The following is a 19,448-nucleotide window of genomic DNA, read 5'->3' on the forward strand; positions in this document are numbered from 1 at the left end:
TTTGATATACTAAACCTATGTAAATTTAGATTCGGAGTCCGTAGGAGGAGTCATAATGGCAGAAAAAAGAACAACCTATAAATTACAGGATGTAGGAGGAATTGGTGAGGTGAATATTGCGGATGAAGTTGTAACCGTCATCGCAGGACTTGCAGCTACTGAAGTTGAGGGAGTTGCATCCATGGGGGGAAACATCACTAATGAGCTCGTAAGCAAACTTGGAGTGAAGAATCTTTCCAAGGGAGTTAAGGTGACAGTCCTTGAGGGAGTTGTTACTGTGGACCTGACACTGAATATTGAATTTGGCAGGAATATCCTTGCAGTCAGCAAGAAAGTTCAGGAAAAGGTTAAATCGTCCATTGAAAACATGACAGGTCTGGAAGTTGCAGACGTAAATATCCGCATTGCAGGTGTTGATATGGAAAACGAAAAAGGAAAGTAACTCTTTCCTTTTTTCTTTATAAAAGTCCCGTCAGGGATATTGTCTTAGGAGGAATCATGCGAAGAAGCGAACAGAGAGAACATATTTTTAAGCTGTTGTTTATGACACAGTTTAATTCAGAGGATGAAATGTCAGATCAGGTATCCATGTACTTTGAGACACTTGGAGAACTGGAAGAGAAGGATCAGGAGGCAATGCAGGCGAAGTATGAGCATATTCTGGAACATCTGGAAGAGATCGACCAGATCTTGAATGACTACAGCCGCGGCTGGAAAACCACCCGAATGAGCAGAGTGGATCTGACAGCACTTCGTCTGGCTGTATATGAAATGAAATTTGATGAGGATGTCCCGGTCGGTGTTGCCATCAATGAGGCAGTAGAACTGGCCAAGATGTTTGGTGGAGAGGACTCAGGTTCCTTCGTAAACGGAATTCTTGGTAAAATTGCCAGTGGTAAGAAAGAAACAGGGGAAGCACCTAAGAAGCGTCGTCCTGCTCATCAGGCCAAGATCATTATCCGTTCATCAAAGAAGGCTTCCGGGGAGTCAGAGACAGAAGAAAGTTCTAATTAAATGAAAACAATTTATTCTGTAGGACAGGTCAACCGTTACGTCAGAAATATGTTTACGCAGGACTATATCCTCAAGAAAATATATGTCAAGGGTGAGGTATCAAACTGTAAATATCATCCGAGCGGGCATATTTATTTTTCACTGAAGGATGAGACAGGTCTGCTTTCCTGTGTGATGTTTGCAGGGCAGAGAAGAGGTCTTGCATTTCGAATGAAGGATGGTGACCGTGTTGTAGTCGGCGGTGCGGTGGATGTCTACGAGAGAGACGGACGCTACCAGATGTACGCCAGAGAGATTACGCTGGAAGGGGCAGGTGCACTTTATGAGAGATTCCTTGCTCTGAAGGCAGAACTGGAAGAAATGGGGATGTTTGCTCCGGAATATAAGCAGCCGATCCCACGTTTTATACAGAAGCTTGGCGTTGTGACCGCACCTTCGGGTGCGGCAGTACAGGATATCCGAAATATTTCTCTGCGCAGGAATCCTTATCTTCAGATCATTCTGTATCCGGCACTGGTACAGGGCGACGGGGCAGCCGACAGCATTGTGCAGGGTATCCGTATGCTTGATGGGGCAGGTGTGGATACGATCATTGTAGGACGCGGAGGCGGTTCCATCGAAGATCTCTGGGCATTCAATGAAGAGAAGGTTGCAAGGGCAATCTTCGAGTGCCGTACCCCGATCATATCTGCAGTTGGTCATGAAACGGACTTTACGATTGCAGATTTTGCAGCAGATCTGCGTGCACCGACACCATCAGCAGCTGCTGAGCTTGCAGTAGATGATTTTGCACAGGTAATGCACACCCTTGATAACTATCGAGAACGTTTCAGACGGGATATGCGGGAGCGAATAGAATACCAGAAGGTGCGTCTTGAGCAATATAAGCTGCGTCTGAAATATCTGAGTCCGGAGAGTCGTCTGCGGGATAACAGACAGATTCTGGCTGACTATGATGATGCACTGCGAAGTGCGATGAAGAATAAGCTTCAGCAGTATCGACACAGGCTGGGAATTTACCTGGAGCGTTATCAGGGAATGTCGCCGCTGGCAAAGCTGAATCAGGGCTATTCTTTTGTGGCAGATCAGGATGGCAGGGGGATTACTTCTGTCGAACAGGTCAAACCGGGAGACAGAGTGGAGATTTCCGTGACGGACGGTGTGATCCGGGCAGAAGTTTTTGACAGCAGGAGGGAAGAATGGCAGAAATAACAGAAGCAAAGACAATAGAAGAGGTCTTTCAGGAATTGGATAATCTTGCTGTGAAATTAGAAAACAGTGAAACATCCCTGGAGGATTCTTTTCGTTTTTATAAAGAAGGAATGGAGCTTCTTAAATACTGCAGTGACAAACTGGACACAGTAGAAAAAAAGATGCTCCAGATGGATGAGGATGGAACATTACGAGAATTTTAAAGAAGAATTACAGATAAGAACAGAATACGCAGAGAAAGTAATACGCAGATGGCTTCCGAAGGAATCCGGCTTTGCCAGGACAATGGCAGAGGCGATGAATTACAGCATGTGCGCCGGCGGGAAACGTTTAAGACCGATTCTTCTTCTGGAAACCTTCCGGATGTTTGGAGAGGACGAACAGCTTGCCGAACCTTTTATGGCAGGGATAGAGATGATCCATACGCATTCCTTGATCCATGATGATCTTCCGGCGATTGACAATGATGACTACAGAAGAGGCCGACTGACCACACACAAAGTCTATGGAGAAGCCATGGGTGTTCTGAGCGGAGTAAGTCTGCTCAATTATGCATATGAGACGATGCTTAAGACTTTCGAGATGACTTCTGATACCGACAGGGTGATCCGCGCACTGAAGATCATGTCAGAAAAGACAGGAATCCACGGAATGCTTGGCGGACAGAGTGTGGACGTTGAGAATGACGGCAAAGAGATATCCAGAGAAATGCTGGATTATATTTATGAACACAAGACCTCGGCACTGATCGAGGCTTCCATGATGGCGGGGGCCATTCTTGGCGGAGCAGATGAGGAGCAGACAGCCCTGATTGAGAAAGCGGCTTCTGCTATAGGAATGGCATTTCAGATCCAGGATGATATCCTGGATGTCACAAGTAGTAGCCAGGAACTGGGCAAGCCGGTTCACAGTGATGAAAAGAATCATAAGGTTACCTATGTGACGCTGTTTGGAGTAGAGAAGGCATCTGAACAGGTTTTGCAGTTTTCAGAGCAGGCACAGTCCATTCTGGAAAACTTAAGCAACAAAAATAAATTTCTGACGGCATTGATTATGGAGATGGCCAGCCGCAGAAAATGAAAGAGGGATACAAAGGATGTTGGAAAAAATCAATAAGCCAAATGATATACACAAAATAGCTTTAGCAGATTTTCCACAGCTTGCTGATGAGATCAGGGAATTTCTGATCTCATCAGTGAGTCAGACAGGAGGCCATCTGGCATCCAACCTTGGGGCAGTAGAGCTGACACTGGCACTCCATAATGTACTGGAACTGCCGCAGGATAAGATTATATGGGATGTAGGACATCAGGCATATACCCACAAAATCCTTACCGGCAGAAAAGAGGGGTTTAAGAAACTGCGAAAAGAAGGCGGAATGAGTGGCTTTCCAAAGAGAAGTGAGAGTGACTGTGATGCCTTTGATGCAGGACACAGTTCCAATTCTATCTCGGCAGGTCTTGGATATGTGAGAGCACGAGATCTTCAGGGGCAGAACTATCGTGTGGTTTCTGTGATCGGAGATGGTGCACTTACCGGAGGAATGGCATATGAGGCATTAAATAATGCAGCAGAACTTAAGACTAATTTTATTATTGTTCTGAATGATAATAATATGTCCATCTCCAAAAATGTCGGTGGAATGTCCTCCTATCTGAGTGCGATCCGCACAGCAGAATCCTACACAGGAATGAAAATAAATGTGACCAAAAATCTCCAGAAGATTCCAAGGGTAGGGACGGCACTGGTAGATACGATGCGCAAGACAAAGAGCAGTATTAAGCAGCTGATCATTCCCGGAATGCTTTTTGAAAATATGGGACTTACCTATCTGGGACCGGTGGACGGACATAATATGCGTCAGATGATGAGACTTTTTAATGAGGCCAAAAGGGTTGAAGGACCGGTGATAGTGCATGTCCTTACAGAGAAGGGCAGAGGATATGAACCGGCACGCAGACATCCGGATCAGTTTCATGGAACAGGACCGTTCGATATTGCGACAGGAAAGCAGCTTTCCTCAAAGAAATGCCCGACCTATACCGATGTTTTTGCGGAAACCATGGTGAAGCTGGGCAAGGAGCATACAAAGCTGGTTGGAATCACAGCGGCAATGAAAGAAGGAACCGGTCTTGTAGAATTTGAAAAGAAATTTCCGAGCCGTCTGTTTGACGTAGGAATCGCCGAGGAACATGCGGTTTCTTTTGCTGCAGGACTGGCTCTTGGCGGAATGATACCGGTAGTGGCAATCTATTCGTCCTTTTTGCAGAGAGCAGTGGATCAGATGCTTCATGATGTCTGTATGCAGAATCTCCATGTGATTTTTGCAATCGACCGTGCTGGTCTTGTGGGAGCTGACGGAGAAACACATCAGGGCTGTTTTGACCTGTCTTATCTGACTATGATGCCAAATATGACAGTGATGGCACCCAAAAATCAATGGGAGCTTCAGAAGATGCTGGAATTTGCAGTACATCTTGGCGGACCGTGTGCGATTCGTTATCCGAAAGGCAGTGCCTATCAGGGACTGGAAGAATTTGAAAGTCCGATCCAGTATGGCAGGAGTGAAGTGATCTTTGAAGGTGAGGAACTGGCAGTTATTTCCGTGGGCAGTATGACAGAAGTATGTGAGGCGGTCTGTAAGGAGCTTAAGGAACGGGGCAGAAAACCGACATTTGTTAATGCAAGATTTGTCAAACCGCTGGATACTGCACTTTTGGATGCACTTGCCGGAAATCATAAATTAATTGTAACTGTAGAAGAAAATGTCAGAAACGGCGGTTTTGGTGAGCATGTGGCAACTTATATGGAAGCCTGCCATCCGGAGGTGAGGGTACTTCCGATCGCTGTCTGGAACCGTTTTGTAGAGCATGGAGAAATCCGAAGTCTGCGGGCAAAGATTGGTCTGTCAGTACCGGATATCCTTGATGCAATAGAGGAATATGAGGAGCAGCAATGAAAAAAAGACTGGATCTTTTGATGGTGGAGCGTGCACTTGCACCTTCCAGAGAAAAAGCAAAAGCATATATCATGTCCGGTGATGTTTATGTAAACGGACAGAAGGAAGATAAAGCAGGAACCATGTTCCAGGAAACCGTAAAGATAGAAGTTCGCGGAAATACACTTCCGTATGTGAGTCGTGGAGGGCTGAAGCTTGAAAAGGCAATGAACAATTTCGGTGTTTCCCTGGATGGGAAGGTGTGCATGGATGTGGGAGCATCTACTGGCGGGTTTACTGACTGTATGCTTCAGAACGGGGCTGTCAAGGTTTATTCCATCGATGTGGGATATGGACAGCTTGACTGGGGACTGCGAAATGATCCGAGAGTTGTCTGTATGGAAAAAACAAATATTCGCTATGTAGTTTCGGAGGACATTCAGGAGGCACCACAGTTTTCTTCCATCGATGTTTCTTTTATTTCGCTGACCAAGGTATTGCTTCCGGTAAGAAACCTTCTGACCGAAGATGGTGAGATTGTCTGCCTTATTAAACCGCAGTTTGAGGCCGGCAGAGAGAAAGTCGGCAAAAAGGGTGTGGTTCGTGACCCGGCAGTACATCTGGAGGTTATTGAGAAAGTAATGGCTTATGCGATGTCAATCGCACTTGAGCCAAATCATCTTTCTTTTTCCCCGATCAAAGGACCGGAGGGAAATATCGAGTATCTTCTTCATCTTAAAAAGAGACCGGAAGGTACGGTCTGTGAATCTGCCCTGGAGGTATCTCCGGAAGCTGTGGTGCAGGAAGCACACGGCCAGCTTGATTAGTCAGGGAAGGCAGAACAGAGGAATGGACAATTTTTATATCATTACGAACAGTGATAAGGACGAAAACCTTGAGTTTTCGGGTCAGATTGAGGAATATCTGCACAAGAATGGCTGCAGATGTATGGTACAGCAGGCTGAACGCAAAAAAGAAGGAGCATATCATTATACCAATCCGGATCTGATCCCGGAGGATACACAGTGTATTCTGGTTCTTGGTGGTGACGGGACTCTTCTTCAGGCTGCGAGAGACGTTGTCCACAGAGAAATTCCCATGCTTGGAATCAACCTTGGTACGCTGGGATTCCTGGCAGAGGTGGACAAACAGTCTGTGTATTCTGCACTTGACAAATTAAAAGAAGACGATTACGAGATCGAAGAGAGAATGATGCTTACGGGAACTGTCTGGAGAGATGATAAGATCGTAGGCAGAGATGTGGCATTGAATGATATCGTGATCGGCAGAGATGGACACCTTCGTGTGGTTCGATTCAAAAATTATGTCAATAATGTATATCTGAATTCTTATAATGCAGATGGTATCATTATTTCGACGCCTACGGGATCTACAGGATACAGCCTTTCTTGTGGAGGGCCTATTGTGGCACCAAATGGTTCCATGACTCTGATGACACCGATTGCACCGCATACTCTGAATACAAGAAGTATTATTTTTCCGGCAGAGGATGTAATCACAGTTGAACTTGGTGAGGGCAGACGACAGGTTCAGGAGTATGGAGTGGCTTCTTTTGACGGGGATACGACGATTCCCATGGTGACAGGAGACAGGATTGTTATACAGAAGGCTGCTGTAAGCACCAGAATCCTGAAATTGAATCATTTAAGTTTTGTTGAGGTACTTCGCCAGAAAATGCGCGACAGTTAGTGTAATGGAGGTTGAATGTGAAGGTAGCAAGACATGAAAAAATAATGGAGCTGATTCGTCAGTATGATATTGATACACAGGAGGAACTGGCAGCGCGGCTCAACGAAGCCGGGTTCAAAGTAACTCAGGCTACTGTTTCCAGAGATATCCGTGCACTGAAGATGACAAAGGTTACAGGAAAAGACGGAAAATCGCATTATGCGATTCTTTCAGAGGCTGCCGCGGAATTGAGTGATAAATATACAAGAGTGCTCCATGATGCACTTACTTCTATTGACGTAGGGCAGAATATGGTCGTGATCCGGACGGTTCCGGGGATGGCAATGGGTGTGGCAGCAGCACTGGATGCACTGAAATGGAAAGAAATCCTGGGAAGCATTGCAGGGGATGACACTGTGATGTGCGTGGCAAGGGATGGAGAGCAGGCACAGGCTGTGGCATTGAAACTGAAAGGAATCTTGAAATTATGTTAATACATCTTCATGTGAAGAATCTTGCCCTGATCGAAGACATAGAAGTAGAATTCGGACCAGGACTGAACATCCTTACCGGTGAGACCGGTGCCGGTAAATCTATTCTTCTTGGATCCATGCAGCTGATCCTGGGAGGAAGAAGTACAAAGGACATGATCCGTGCAGGAGCATCGTACGCACTTGTAGAACTCTTGTTTCAGGTAGAAAATCCGCGTGTGCAGGAGGCCCTTAAAGAACTTGGAACAGAGCTTGAAGATGGTCAGATACTTCTTGCACGTAAGATTATGGATGGCAGGAGTATCAACAAGATCAATGGTGAGACCTGTACGGTAGGCCAGATGAAGGAAGCTGCTTCGTGTCTTCTTGATATTCATGGACAGCATGAGCATCAGTCACTTCTGTACCAGGATAAACAGCTTGAAATTCTGGATGCATATGGCAAAAAACAGATTTATCCGGCGAAAACCAGAGTTTACGAAGCATATAGAGAATATCGCAAGTATATGCAGGAGTTTAAAGCTCTGGATACAGATGAGGAGCAGAGGAACAGGGAACGAGCTTTTCTTGAGTTTGAGATCAATGAGATTGAGTCAGCGCAGCTTCGTCCCGGTGAAGATGAGGAACTGGAAACACTTTATCGTAAATTAAACAATGGCAAAAAAATTCTTGAGACTCTTCAGAGCGTCCGTGATCTGACAGGATATGATTCTGCACAGGGAGCAGGAGATGCTGTGGGCATGGCGATAAGAGAACTGACGAGAGTGACAGAGTTTGACAGCCAGCTGGAAGCTATGTCAGGAACACTTCAGGAAGTGGACAGTCTTTTAAATGATTTTAACCGTGAACTGTCATCCTATGTGGAGGATCTCTGTTTTGATGAGGAGACATTTTTTGAAACAGAGAAAAGACTGGATCTGATCAATAACCTTAAGGCAAAATATGGCCAGAGCATAGAAGAGATTCAAAAGTATGCACAGCACCAGCAGCAGAAACTGGAAGATATTGACAGGTATGAAGAACGTTTCGAGGAAGCAAGACAAAATCTGACAAAGTCTCAAAAAAATCTGGAGGAAGTTTCGAATGTTCTTTCAGAAATCAGGAAAGAATACAGTAAGACTCTCACAGAGAAGATCATTGAGGGATTGAAAGACTTGAATTTCCTTGATGTACAGTTTGGAATTGATTTCAGACGCAGGGAAGAATATACTTCGGGTGGATTTGATGAAATTGAATATAAAATTTCCACAAACCCCGGAGAATCCATGAAACCACTGGGAAGAATTGTATCTGGCGGTGAGCTTTCAAGAATCATGCTGGCACTTAAGGCAATTCTTGCAGACCGTGACCAGATTGAAACGCTGATCTTTGATGAGATTGATACCGGTATCAGTGGAAGAACTGCACAGAAAGTATCCGAAAAAATGGCGGTCATCGGGAAGCATCATCAGGTACTCTGCATTACACATCTGCCGCAGATCGCAGCAATGGCGGATATTCATTTTGAGATTGAAAAACATCAGCGGGGAACGGAAACCATAACAGAAATACATCCGCTGGAGGGTGAGGATTCTGTGAGGGAACTTGCCAGACTGCTTGGCGGAGCAGAGATCACCCAGGCTGTTTATCAGAATGCAAAAGAAATGAAAGAATTGGCACAGGTACATAAAAATACAAGAGTCAAATAAAGTGAATCAAAGCATAATAAGAGAAGAAGGTCTGACAGAGATCTCTTCTCTTTTTTTATTACGAAAGGATGTGGCAGGGTGAACAGAAAAAGAAAGTATAGAATATGGATTCTGTGGTGTCTCGGACTGGATCTCCTGGTAATAGGGTGTATGGGATATCGATATCTGGATCGCAGGATCCCTGATGAGATTCATGTACAGAAAGAACAGGAAATAAAGCTTGAGCAGATTCTGGAACATCCTCTGCTGACTTTTGAGGATGCAGTTTCAGTCTCAGGAACAGGAAGTTATACGATAGGATGCAGTATTATGGGAGTGATCCCATTTAAAGAGATCAGAGTCATACCTTCTGAAAGCAGATCGGTATATGTCAGCGGAAGCACTGTGGGAATTTATATGGAAACAGATGGGGTACTTATCATAGACACAGGCGAGATTTTGTCAGAAGAGGGAATTTCCAGAGAACCGGCCAAAAACATTGTAAAACCAGGAGACTACATTGTGGCATTTAATTCGCAGGTCATACATTCCAAGAGAGAATTGATTGAAGATATCAGGGCACTGGATGGTCAGGATGTAGAAGTAGAAGTGCTGAGAAACGACAAGATCATTCCGCTCACCCTCACTCCGGTGAAAGATGTGCAGGGGGCATATAAGCTTGGAATCTGGGTGAGAGATAATACGCAGGGAATCGGTACTCTGACTTTTGTAGATGAGGACGGAAGATACGGAGCACTGGGACATGGAATCAGCGATATAGATACAGGAAAGCTTTTGAAGATAGAAAGCGGAGCACTTTATCAGGCCGAGATTCTGGGAGTTCAGAAAGGAAGCAATGGAAATCCGGGAGAACTTGCGGGACTGATCCGTTACGATTCTGACAGGGTGATAGGGTCCATAAAAAAGAACGGGGAAAACGGAATTTATGGAAATTTCACCGGTCCGCTGGATCAGATCACGCTTATGAGAATGCCGATGGCTTATAAGCAGGAACTTGAAACCGGACCGGCACAGATATTGTGTTGTGTGGATGGACAGGTATCGGCGTATGATGCGGAAATTGTAAAGATCGATCTGAATCATGAAGATACAAATAAAAGTTTTGTCATCCATGTTACAGATCAGGAACTGATTGACAAAACAGGAGGAATTGTACAGGGAATGAGTGGAAGTCCGGTGATACAGAACGAGAAATTTGCAGGAGCTGTCACGCATGTATTTGTGCAGGATTCTACGAGTGGTTATGGGATATTTGCAGAAACCATGCTGGAGAATAGTGGAAAAAATCAGCAATGAGAGTCGATATAGAGATAAACTGTCTTCAAAACAGGGCAGAAAAATAAAAAAACTGATGGCATAAAAAGTCATCGGGAATGCCGCAGAAAAAAGGAAAAACAGAGATGTTTTATGCAGGCAGAGGCCGAAACAGGTAGATTTAATGTGAACGAAAATCCAGGCTTTCTCCCTGTTTCGGCTTGATTTCGCGGGGAAGTTTACACTATAATATGACCTGTTAACATATAAGGGTTTTTGATGAGCAAAGTCGAATGACAATAGGTTAGGAGGAAACGGACCTCATGGAAAAGTTAAATGTAGCAATTGCAGATGATAATGAAAAAATGGTAGAAATACTGGGTCGTATGATTGAAGAGGATAAGGATCTTACGCTGGTAGGTAAGGCACATAACGGAGAAGAAATCTGTAATATCATAAAAGAAAGACAGCCGGATGTTGTTGTTCTTGATATTATCATGCCGAAGATGGATGGACTTACCGTTATGGAAAACTGTAATCATGATCCAGGACTTAAGAAAACACCGGTGTTTATTGTAGTATCTGCTGTTGGACAGGAGAGAATTACAGAGGATGCATTTAATCTCGGTGCAGAGTATTATATGCTTAAGCCATTTGATAATCAGGTTCTTCTTAATCGCATTAAGAATTTAAGAAGAGGCAGTGACCGCAGAATCCGCGAAAATGTTCATCAGAATATTGTAAAAGAAGATACAGCAGCTTATATGACAAGAAATCTGGAAAGCGATGTCACCAATATCATTCACGAAATTGGTGTTCCGGCACATATTAAAGGTTATCAGTACTTAAGAGATGCGATCATCCTGTCAGTAAATGATATTGAGATGCTGAATTCTATTACAAAAATCCTGTATCCGACAATCGCAAAGAAATATCAGACCACGCCAAGCCGTGTGGAACGGGCAATCCGTCATGCGATTGAGGTGGCATGGAGCAGAGGCAAGATGGATACCATCGATGCGTTGTTTGGATATACTGTAAGTACGGGCAAGGGCAAGCCGACAAATTCAGAATTCATTGCGCTGATTGCTGACAAAATTCGTCTGGAATATAAAAAACGCTCTTTCCAATAAGTGCATTATAGGGTATAATAAACAAAAAAGCTGTTTCAGAATCGGCTTATCTGTACAGCTTTTATAGAGATGGGAGCAAGGAGGGCCATTACAGATGAAAAATATTTTATTTGCAACATCAGAAGCAGTGCCATTTATTAAGACAGGAGGACTTGCCGATGTAGCAGGAGCACTTCCGAAATGCTTTGACAAGCGTTATTTTGACGTCAGGGTTATTCTGCCGAAATATGCCTGCATGAAACAGGAATGGAAAGACAGAATGGAGTATATCACGCATTTTTATATGGATCTGGGATATAAGAACTGTTATGTAGGAATCATGCATCTGGAGTATGAGGGAATTCACTTCTACTTTATTGACAATGAATACTATTTCAGCGGACCGAAACCATATGACAGTGCACCATGGGATCTTGAGAAATTTGCATTTTTCTCCAAAGCGGTTCTGTCTGTGCTTCCGGTAATCAATTTCCGTCCGGATGTGATTCACTGTCATGACTGGCAGACGGGTCTTGTACCGGTTTATCTGCATGATTCTTTCCAGCAGAACGAATTCTTCTGGGGTATTAAGTCAATCATGACAATCCATAATCTTAAATTCCAGGGCGTATGGGATGTAAAGACTGTGCAGGGAATCACTGGTCTTTCTGATTACTACTTTGCACCGGACAAATTGGAGGCTTATAAGGACGCAAACTTCTTAAAGGGCGGTATCGTTTTTGCAGATGCGGTGACTACTGTCAGCAATACTTATGCAGAAGAGATCAAAACACCGTTCTATGGAGAAAGACTGGATGGACTTCTCTGTGCAAGATCACATGATCTTCGTGGTATCGTCAATGGAATTGATTATGACGTATTTAATCCGGAGACAGATACATGCATTACTCAGAATTATAATGCCAAGACCTTCCGCAAAGAAAAGGTTAAGAACAAACTTCAGCTCCAGAGAGATCTCGGACTGAATGAGGATCCGAATGCAATGCTGATCGGTATTGTTTCCCGACTGACAGATCAGAAAGGATTTGACCTGATCGCATATGTTATGGATGAACTCTGTCAGGATGCTGTACAGCTGGTTGTTCTTGGTACCGGAGAAGAACGCTATGAAAATATGTTCCGTCATTTTGACTGGAAATATCATGGCAAGGTATCTGCACAGATTTATTATGATGAACCACTGTCACATCGTATTTATGCGGCATCTGATGCATTCCTCATGCCTTCATTATTTGAGCCATGCGGCTTAAGCCAGCTTATGAGCCTTCGTTACGGAACTCTTCCGATCGTTCGTGAGACAGGCGGTCTTAAGGATACGGTACAGCCATATAATGAGTTTGAGGGAACAGGAACAGGATTCAGCTTTACCAATTACAATGCACATGAAATGCTTGCCACTGTCCGTAACGCAGAGCGCGTATTCTATGACAACAAGCGTGAGTGGAACAAGATGGTAGATCGTGCGATGGCAGCTGATTTCTCATGGAACCATTCAGCAAAACAGTATGAAGAAATGTACAACTGGCTGATCGGAGACAAATAAAACGGATCAGTGCCGGAAAGCAATAAACGAATAGCTTTTTTTCGGGGGATACCAGATATAATGGTATCCCCCTTTGTCTGCAAAAAGGCGAAAAACGAAGAAGAATGGCGAAAAGTTTTCCTTGACATTAAAGGGGATTTATAATAGCATATAAGAAGAAAATACGAACATAGGTTTGCGAAACATAAGTTCGCATCAAACATATATTTATAAAAAGGAGATCCACAGATATGATGAACGAAGAGAAACAGAAAGCACTGGAAGCGGCACTTGGACATATTGAGAAGCAGTATGGCAAGGGCTCGGTGATGAAGCTTGGAGATTCCAGTGCGCATATGCAGATAGAGGCAGTTCCGACAGGTTCTCTTGGTCTGGATATAGCACTCGGAGTAGGCGGAGTGCCGAAGGGACGTATTGTTGAGATCTATGGACCTGAATCCAGTGGTAAGACAACCGTTGCCCTGCACATGGTAGCAGAGGTTCAGAAACGCGGAGGAATTGCAGGATTTATTGATGCAGAGCATGCACTTGATCCGGTTTATGCCAAGAATATCGGTGTGGATATTGATAATCTTTATATTTCACAGCCGGATAATGGTGAGCAGGCGCTGGAGATCACAGAAACTATGGTGCGTTCTGGTGCAGTGGATATTGTGATCGTGGACTCTGTTGCAGCCCTTGTCCCGAAGGCAGAAATCGAGGGAGATATGGGAGACAGCCATGTCGGACTTCATGCAAGACTGATGTCACAGGCTCTGAGGAAGCTTACAGCAGCAATCAGCAGATCCAATTGTGTAGTTATTTTTATCAACCAGCTTCGTGAGAAGGTTGGAGTTATGTTTGGCAACCCTGAGACCACTACAGGCGGACGTGCCCTTAAGTTTTATGCATCTGTCCGCATGGATGTAAGAAGAACAGAGACATTGAAACAGGGCGGCGAGATGGTTGGTAACCATACCAAGGTCAAGGTTGTCAAGAATAAGGTTGCACCGCCGTTTAAGCAGGCGGAATTTGATATCATGTTTGGTACCGGCATCTCCAGAGAAGGAGAGATCCTTGATCTCGCAGCGGAGTGCAACGTAGTAAATAAGAGCGGAGCATGGTATTCGTACAATGGAGAGCGAATCGGACAGGGACGTGAGAATGTTAAGGTTTACCTCAAGGATCATCCGGAGATCTGTGAGGAGATTGAGAAGCAGGTAAGAATCCAGTATCATCTCCTTCCGGAGGAAGAAGGTACAGCTCAGGCAGCAGGCAAGGCAGCAACACCGGAAACTGAGACAGAAGAATAAGACATATGACAGATCATTATCAGGAACAGCAGCAGGCACGCAGGAAGGCACTCCGTCTTCTGGAACATATGGACAGGACAGAGCGTGGTCTTGCCGACAGACTGAAGCAGGCAGGTTTCTCTGAGAAAGCGGCAGAGGACGCGGTATCTTATGTAAGAGAACTGGGGTATATCAATGATGAGAGATATGCATTTCATTATATTATGTATCGGATCCATAATAAGAGCCGTCAGAAGATCTTTCAGGAACTGCAGCAGAAGGGAGTAGACAGACAGATAATACAGTCAGCATGGGAAGAGGCAGAAGAACTGGAGACACCGGATGAGCATGCACTTCTTGTCAGTCTTATAGAGAAGAGATATCCGGCGGATTCAGAATTGGATGAGAGAGAGATGCGCCGCCTTATGGGATACTTTGCAAGACGCGGGTTCAGACAGGGCGAGATCAGTTCTGCACTGGAAGAATTAAATATTACATTCTGCGTAACTGCTCGCAGGTAATATTCCGCGAAAATATTCAAACAATATAGATAGAAAAACTTGACATAATTCTTAAAAACAGCTAAACTTGTATTGTTGTATTTGTACAATGAAAACTAAATAAGGAGGTGCTCCTGTGGCAAGCACAATTTTTGTTGCAATTGTCGCTGTAGTGGTCGCACTGCTTATTGCGGTTCCTGTTACTTGCAAGGTTGCTGTCAATAACAAAGCTCAGAAAGATGCGGAAGTTGTTGGCACAGCAGAAGACAGAGCAAGAAGCATCATAGATGAAGCTTTAAAAACTGCTGAAACGAAAAAAAGAGAAGCATTATTGGAAGTAAAGGAAGAATCTCTCAGAACGAAAAACGAACTGGAGAAGGAAACCAAAGAACGTAGAAACGAACTGCAGAAATATGAAAGGCGTGTATTATCAAAGGAAGAATCTGTTGATAAGAAGGCTGATGCAGTTGAGAAGCGTGAGGCAGAGTGTACAGCAAAGGTTGCTGAATTACAAAAGAGAGAAAAGAAAGTAGAAGAACTTGAACAAAAAGGAGTACAGGAACTGGAAAGAATTTCCGGTCTGACCTCCGACCAGGCAAAAGACGAGTTACTCAGAAGTGTAGAAGACGATGTCAAAGTAGACGTAGCCAGACTCTACAAGGAATTAGAGAACAGAGCAAAAGATGAAGCAGACAAGAAAGCAAAAGAATATGTGGTCAATGCCATTCAGAAATGTGCAGTAGATCATGTAGCTGAAACTACAATTTCAGTTGTGCAGCTTCCAAGTGATGAGATGAAGGGAAGAATCATCGGACGTGAAGGACGTAACATCCGTACACTGGAGACACTGACAGGTGTGGATCTCATCATCGACGATACTCCGGAAGCGGTTGTTTTATCAGCGTTTGATCCGATTCGCCGTGAGATTGCGCGAGTTGCTTTGGAGAAGCTTATTGTGGATGGACGTATCCATCCAGCAAGAATTGAAGAAATGGTAGAGAAAGCACAGAAAGAAGTAGAAGCACAGATCCGAGAGGATGGAGAGAATGCTGCAATGGATGTTGGTGTTCATGGTATTCATCCGGAACTTCTGAAACTTCTTGGACGTATGAAGTTCCGTTCCAGCTATGGACAGAATGCACTGAAGCATTCTATCGAAGTAGCACAGCTTTCCGGACTTCTTGCAGGAGAAATTGGCGTGGATGTCCGTATGGCGAAGCGTGCAGGTCTGCTTCATGATATTGGTAAATCCATTGACCATGAAGTAGAGGGTTCCCATATCCAGATTGGTGTGGATCTTTGTAAGAAATACAAAGAGGGACCGATCGTCATCAATACAGTGGCGTCACATCATGGAGATGTTGAACCAGAGTCTCTTATTGCATGTATTGTTCAGGCGGCTGATGCAATTTCAGCAGCAAGACCAGGTGCAAGAAGAGAGACACTTGAGACATATACAAATCGTTTGAAACAGTTGGAAGACATTACCAATGAATTCAAAGGTGTAGACAAGTCCTTTGCTATACAGGCGGGCAGAGAGATTCGTGTAATGGTAGTACCGGAGCATGTGACAGATGCAGATATGGTTCTGCTGGCAAGAGATATTGCCAAACAGATTGAGGCTGAGCTTGAATATCCGGGTCAGATCAAGGTAAACGTTATACGAGAGAGCAGAGCAGTAGATTACGCTAAGTAATTATAGAAATACCCAGAAAGAGTGTGATACATATAAGTGTCATGCTCTTTTTTTGTTCTACTTTTTATAATAAATCCGTAGAATTGTACAGGGTGAAGCTATGAGAAAACATTCAGACTGGCACAGGACGAAAGGCTTTCCGGTACAGAGTCTGTTTATGGCCGGACTTGTTATAGGAATAGTCCTTCCGGATATTCTCTGGAGAATGGAGTGGCATCAGCAGACACTTTCGACAATGTATCTTTTGAGAACATTTGCAGCGGGGAGTGAAGATCAGACAGAATATTTGCTGCAGGTAGTTAAGATGAGAGGCAGTGTGTATCTTCTTGGAATGGGATGTGGGATTTCTGTATTTGGAGTACCATTTGCAGTGGCAGGAAGCGTTTATCTCGGAATGAAGTTGGGGTTACTTCTGACAATGTCTGTTCTGCAGTTTGGCTTGCAGGGCGGACTGGTTGGAGCAGGACTGTTATTTCCGCAGTATCTGTTTTATATTCCATCTGTTTTTTATCTCTGTGATCAAAGTTACAGGCAGTCTATGAAAATCTGGAAAAATAAAGGAATGATAACAGGCAGTGTATCGAGGTATTTTTTGCAGGTTATTCTGAGTGGAATCTTTTATCTGCTTGGTATGCTGACAGAGGTATATTGTAATCCGATCGTGCTGGAATGGTTGCTGGAAAAAGTTGGAATTTTCTGAAAAACAAGATATAGTATGGTTTACCATAATCTGAACAATATTTTGTATTCGACGTTGAAAACGTTGATTTTACATGAAATTTTGGAAAAAAACAAATTGATTTTATGTAAAATAGAAAGTATAATCAGAGTACATCAGATGTGGTGTGAACAGTGACCGCCTGATAGAATACACGAACTGACAGAAGTTGTTGTCGGACAATGAAAGACATAGTACAAGGTTAGACAGGAAATAAAAGGAATGGAAAGAACACTCGCAGAATTTATCGCATATTTACATACGACTAAGAATACATCGGCTAATACAGAAATTTCATACCAGAGAGATTTACGGAAACTGATCCGATATCTGCAGGAACAGGATATCTGTGATTTTGTGGAGGTGACAAGTCTGGATCTCAAGGCATATCTCAGTGAACTTAAGAATGAGAATCTGGCATCCTCAACAATCTCCAGAAATATAGCGTCTATCCGTGCAATGTTTCAGTATCTTTTTAAAGAGGGAAGAATCAAAGCGGATCCTTCCGAGGATCTGAAGCCGCCTAAGGTAGAGAAGAAAATGCCGGAAATATTATCCGTTCAGGAGGTAGACCGCCTTTTGAAGCAGCCGAATATCAATACAGCAAAGGGACTTCGCGACAGAGCAATGCTGGAACTGCTTTATGCTACAGGCATGCGTGTAAGTGAACTGATTCATCTTCAGGTCTCGGATCTGAATCTTCAGTTTGGATATGTGATCTGTCATGATACAGACAGGGAGAGGATCATCCCGATTGGAAATGTCAGCAAGAGAGCACTTGTAGATTACATGGAGCATGGAAGAGGATATTTTGTAAAGAATAAGGCAGAAAATGCCCTGTTCACAAACTGTTCCGGCAGATCCATGAGCAGACAGGGATTCTGGAAAGTTCTTAAGAGCTATGCGGAAGCAGCGGGTATTTACCGAGACATTACACCACATACATTGAGACATTCTTTTGCAGTACATATGCTTCAGAATGGAGCTGATATCAAGAGCGTACAGGAAATGCTCGGACATTCGGATATCTCTTCCACCCAGATTTATCTCGGGATGAATGTAGCCAGGATGAGAGATGTTTATATGAAAGCACATCCGCGTCATTAAGTGGATCGTCAATAAAACAGAAAGACCGTGAATACAGAACTTATATAAAGAAGAGTCTGTATTACGGTCTTTTTACTTTAATAATAAAGCCAAAAATGAATTCAGTTTTAGCAGAGCTCTGCGATGGTGTAGAGAAGTTTCTCGGATTCTTCCCATCCGAGACATGGATCGGTAATGGATTTACCATAAATATGATCACAGCCAATCTTCTGATTACCTGGTTCAATATAGCTTTCAATCATCAGTCCTTTGACCAGCTTGTGAAGTTCTGGATCAACAATGCGGCTGTGCAGGATTTCTTTGGCAATACGAACCTGCTGTTCATACTGTTTGTTGGAGTTGGAATGGTTGGTATCTACAATGACAGCAGGATTTTTGAGATCTTTTTCCTGATATTTGTCAAGAAGAAGACGAAGATCCTCATAATGATAGTTTGGCATTGCCTCACCATGTTTGTTGACAGCACCACGCAGAATTGTATGTGCGAGGGGATTTCCGTCTGTCTCTACTTCCCAGCTTCTGTAGATGAAACGATGAGAAGCCTGAGCTGCAACAACAGAATTTATCATAACACTGAAATCACCGCTGGTAGGATTTTTCATTCCGGCAGGGATATCCATACCGCTGACAGTCAGACGATGCTGCTGATCCTCAACAGAACGTGCGCCTACTGCAACGTAAGAAAGAATGTCGGAGAGATAACGATAGTTTTCCGGATAGAGCATCTCATCCGCACAGGTAAAACCACTTTCCTGAATTGCATGAATATGCATCTTGCGGATCGCTACCAGTCCTGCGAGCATGTCAGGTGCCTTTTCTGGATCAGGCTGATGGACCATACCTTTGTAACCCTCACCGGTAGTACGTGGTTTATTCGTATAAACGCGAGGAATGATCAGAACCTTATCTGCTATTTTGTCCTGTACTTTGCGAAGGCGAAGAAGATAATCGCAGACCGCATCCTCGTTATCAGCAGAACATGGACCAATGATCGCAAGAAATTTATCTGATTTCCCGGTAAAGACATCGCGGATTTCCTGATCACGTTTCTCTTTTAAGGCCTGGATTTCAGCATCGATAGGGTACTGATTGCGAATCTCAGCAGGCGTAGGTAATTTTTTGATAAAATTAAATGCCATATGTTCCTCCTTTGTGTGTTTTTATGCAACACCTTGTAATACAATACTCCAGTAT

At 43.9% G+C, this 19,448-nt stretch carries 18 protein-coding genes and 1 pseudogene; 18 read left to right on the plus strand and 1 reads right to left on the minus strand.

Annotated elements, in window-relative coordinates:
- The first annotated feature begins 55 nt into the window (after positions 1-55).
- From LIR34_RS04020 to xerD, 18 genes and pseudogenes are all read left to right on the plus strand, one after another.
- Positions 56-442 carry an Asp23/Gls24 family envelope stress response protein gene (locus LIR34_RS04020; protein ID WP_161284154.1) on the plus strand — a complete coding sequence of 129 codons (387 nt, stop codon included), beginning with the start codon at positions 56-58 and terminating at the stop codon, positions 440-442.
- 56 nt (positions 443-498) lie between these two features.
- Positions 499-891, plus strand: a pseudogene (gene nusB / locus LIR34_RS04025) (transcription antitermination factor NusB); the annotation flags it as partial.
- A 123-nt stretch (positions 892-1,014) separates the two neighbouring features.
- Complete coding sequence (xseA, locus tag LIR34_RS04030; protein WP_173902048.1) at positions 1,015-2,226, plus strand: exodeoxyribonuclease VII large subunit; 1,212 nt, start codon at positions 1,015-1,017, stop codon at positions 2,224-2,226.
- Positions 2,214-2,429, plus strand: coding sequence for an exodeoxyribonuclease VII small subunit (xseB, locus tag LIR34_RS04035; RefSeq protein WP_173902049.1), 216 nt, complete (start codon positions 2,214-2,216; stop codon positions 2,427-2,429). Before xseA ends, xseB begins: the two co-directional genes overlap by 13 nt.
- Entirely contained in the window at positions 2,407-3,306 is a 900-nt protein-coding gene (locus LIR34_RS04040) for a polyprenyl synthetase family protein (protein ID WP_330659928.1), read from the plus strand. The genes xseB and LIR34_RS04040 overlap by 23 nt, the downstream gene beginning before the upstream one ends.
- 16 nt (positions 3,307-3,322) lie before the next feature.
- A complete protein-coding gene (gene dxs / locus LIR34_RS04045) occupies positions 3,323-5,185 on the plus strand; it encodes a 1-deoxy-D-xylulose-5-phosphate synthase (RefSeq protein ID WP_173902051.1) in 1,863 nt (620 codons plus the stop codon).
- Positions 5,182-5,991, plus strand: a complete 810-nt coding sequence (locus tag LIR34_RS04050; protein ID WP_173902052.1) for a TlyA family RNA methyltransferase — start codon at positions 5,182-5,184, stop codon at positions 5,989-5,991. The genes dxs and LIR34_RS04050 overlap by 4 nt, the downstream gene beginning before the upstream one ends.
- Before the next feature lie 22 nt (positions 5,992-6,013).
- Complete coding sequence (locus tag LIR34_RS04055; RefSeq protein ID WP_173902053.1) at positions 6,014-6,874, plus strand: NAD(+)/NADH kinase; 861 nt, start codon at positions 6,014-6,016, stop codon at positions 6,872-6,874.
- 17 nt (positions 6,875-6,891) lie between these two features.
- Positions 6,892-7,347, plus strand: coding sequence for an arginine repressor (gene argR, locus LIR34_RS04060; protein WP_161284162.1), 456 nt, complete (start codon positions 6,892-6,894; stop codon positions 7,345-7,347).
- Positions 7,341-9,032, plus strand: coding sequence for a DNA repair protein RecN (gene recN / locus LIR34_RS04065; RefSeq protein WP_173902054.1), 1,692 nt, complete (start codon positions 7,341-7,343; stop codon positions 9,030-9,032). Before argR ends, recN begins: the two co-directional genes overlap by 7 nt.
- 78 nt (positions 9,033-9,110) lie before the next feature.
- Complete coding sequence (gene spoIVB, locus LIR34_RS04070) at positions 9,111-10,328, plus strand: SpoIVB peptidase (RefSeq protein ID WP_173902055.1); 1,218 nt, start codon at positions 9,111-9,113, stop codon at positions 10,326-10,328.
- Between the two features lie 281 nt (positions 10,329-10,609).
- Positions 10,610-11,419, plus strand: a complete 810-nt coding sequence (gene spo0A / locus LIR34_RS04075; RefSeq protein ID WP_173902056.1) for a sporulation transcription factor Spo0A — start codon at positions 10,610-10,612, stop codon at positions 11,417-11,419.
- 94 nt (positions 11,420-11,513) lie between these two features.
- Positions 11,514-12,962, plus strand: coding sequence for a glycogen synthase GlgA (gene glgA / locus LIR34_RS04080; protein ID WP_161284166.1), 1,449 nt, complete (start codon positions 11,514-11,516; stop codon positions 12,960-12,962).
- Between the two features lie 230 nt (positions 12,963-13,192).
- The gene (gene recA, locus LIR34_RS04085) at positions 13,193-14,254 is read left to right on the plus strand and encodes a recombinase RecA (protein ID WP_173902057.1); all 1,062 of its coding nucleotides are present in this window, start codon (positions 13,193-13,195) and stop codon (positions 14,252-14,254) included.
- 5 nt (positions 14,255-14,259) lie between these two features.
- Positions 14,260-14,754 (plus strand): regulatory protein RecX, encoded by a 495-nt coding sequence (locus LIR34_RS04090; protein WP_173902058.1) that lies wholly within the window; start codon positions 14,260-14,262, stop codon positions 14,752-14,754.
- Between the two features lie 115 nt (positions 14,755-14,869).
- A complete protein-coding gene (gene rny / locus LIR34_RS04095) occupies positions 14,870-16,429 on the plus strand; it encodes a ribonuclease Y (RefSeq protein ID WP_173902059.1) in 1,560 nt (519 codons plus the stop codon).
- A 100-nt stretch (positions 16,430-16,529) separates the two neighbouring features.
- The gene (locus LIR34_RS04100) at positions 16,530-17,129 is read left to right on the plus strand and encodes a stage II sporulation protein M (protein WP_161284170.1); all 600 of its coding nucleotides are present in this window, start codon (positions 16,530-16,532) and stop codon (positions 17,127-17,129) included.
- 240 nt (positions 17,130-17,369) lie between these two features.
- A complete protein-coding gene (gene xerD / locus LIR34_RS04105; RefSeq protein ID WP_161284171.1) occupies positions 17,370-18,254 on the plus strand; it encodes a site-specific tyrosine recombinase XerD in 885 nt (294 codons plus the stop codon).
- 107 nt (positions 18,255-18,361) lie between these two features.
- Here the strand turns inward: xerD and LIR34_RS04110 are convergent, their stop codons facing one another.
- Positions 18,362-19,393 carry a 3-deoxy-7-phosphoheptulonate synthase gene (locus LIR34_RS04110; protein ID WP_173902060.1) on the minus strand — a complete coding sequence of 344 codons (1,032 nt, stop codon included), beginning with the start codon at positions 19,391-19,393 and terminating at the stop codon, positions 18,362-18,364.
- Positions 19,394-19,448 lie beyond the last annotated feature (55 nt).

Source organism: Blautia sp. MSK17_66 (genome assembly GCF_020538025.1).
GTDB lineage: Bacteria > Bacillota > Clostridia > Lachnospirales > Lachnospiraceae > Blautia_A.

Excerpts from the sequence above, each read along its gene's own strand:
- glgA (WP_161284166.1), top strand. The coding sequence starts at position 11,514 with ATGAAAAATATTTTATTTGCAACATCAGAAGCAGTGCCATTTATTAAG.
- spo0A (WP_173902056.1), top strand. The coding sequence starts at position 10,610 with ATGGAAAAGTTAAATGTAGCAATTGCAGATGATAATGAAAAAATGGTA.
- recN (WP_173902054.1), top strand. The coding sequence starts at position 7,341 with ATGTTAATACATCTTCATGTGAAGAATCTTGCCCTGATCGAAGACATA.
- LIR34_RS04055 (WP_173902053.1), top strand. The coding sequence starts at position 6,014 with ATGGACAATTTTTATATCATTACGAACAGTGATAAGGACGAAAACCTT.
- LIR34_RS04100 (WP_161284170.1), top strand. The coding sequence starts at position 16,530 with ATGAGAAAACATTCAGACTGGCACAGGACGAAAGGCTTTCCGGTACAG.
- recA (WP_173902057.1), top strand. The coding sequence starts at position 13,193 with ATGATGAACGAAGAGAAACAGAAAGCACTGGAAGCGGCACTTGGACAT.
- LIR34_RS04040 (WP_330659928.1), top strand. The coding sequence starts at position 2,407 with ATGGAACATTACGAGAATTTTAAAGAAGAATTACAGATAAGAACAGAA.
- LIR34_RS04050 (WP_173902052.1), top strand. The coding sequence starts at position 5,182 with ATGAAAAAAAGACTGGATCTTTTGATGGTGGAGCGTGCACTTGCACCT.
- LIR34_RS04110 (WP_173902060.1), bottom strand. The coding sequence starts at position 19,393 with ATGGCATTTAATTTTATCAAAAAATTACCTACGCCTGCTGAGATTCGC.
- xseA (WP_173902048.1), top strand. The coding sequence starts at position 1,015 with ATGAAAACAATTTATTCTGTAGGACAGGTCAACCGTTACGTCAGAAAT.
- dxs (WP_173902051.1), top strand. The coding sequence starts at position 3,323 with ATGTTGGAAAAAATCAATAAGCCAAATGATATACACAAAATAGCTTTA.
- xseB (WP_173902049.1), top strand. The coding sequence starts at position 2,214 with ATGGCAGAAATAACAGAAGCAAAGACAATAGAAGAGGTCTTTCAGGAA.
- LIR34_RS04090 (WP_173902058.1), top strand. The coding sequence starts at position 14,260 with ATGACAGATCATTATCAGGAACAGCAGCAGGCACGCAGGAAGGCACTC.
- xerD (WP_161284171.1), top strand. The coding sequence starts at position 17,370 with ATGGAAAGAACACTCGCAGAATTTATCGCATATTTACATACGACTAAG.
- LIR34_RS04020 (WP_161284154.1), top strand. The coding sequence starts at position 56 with ATGGCAGAAAAAAGAACAACCTATAAATTACAGGATGTAGGAGGAATT.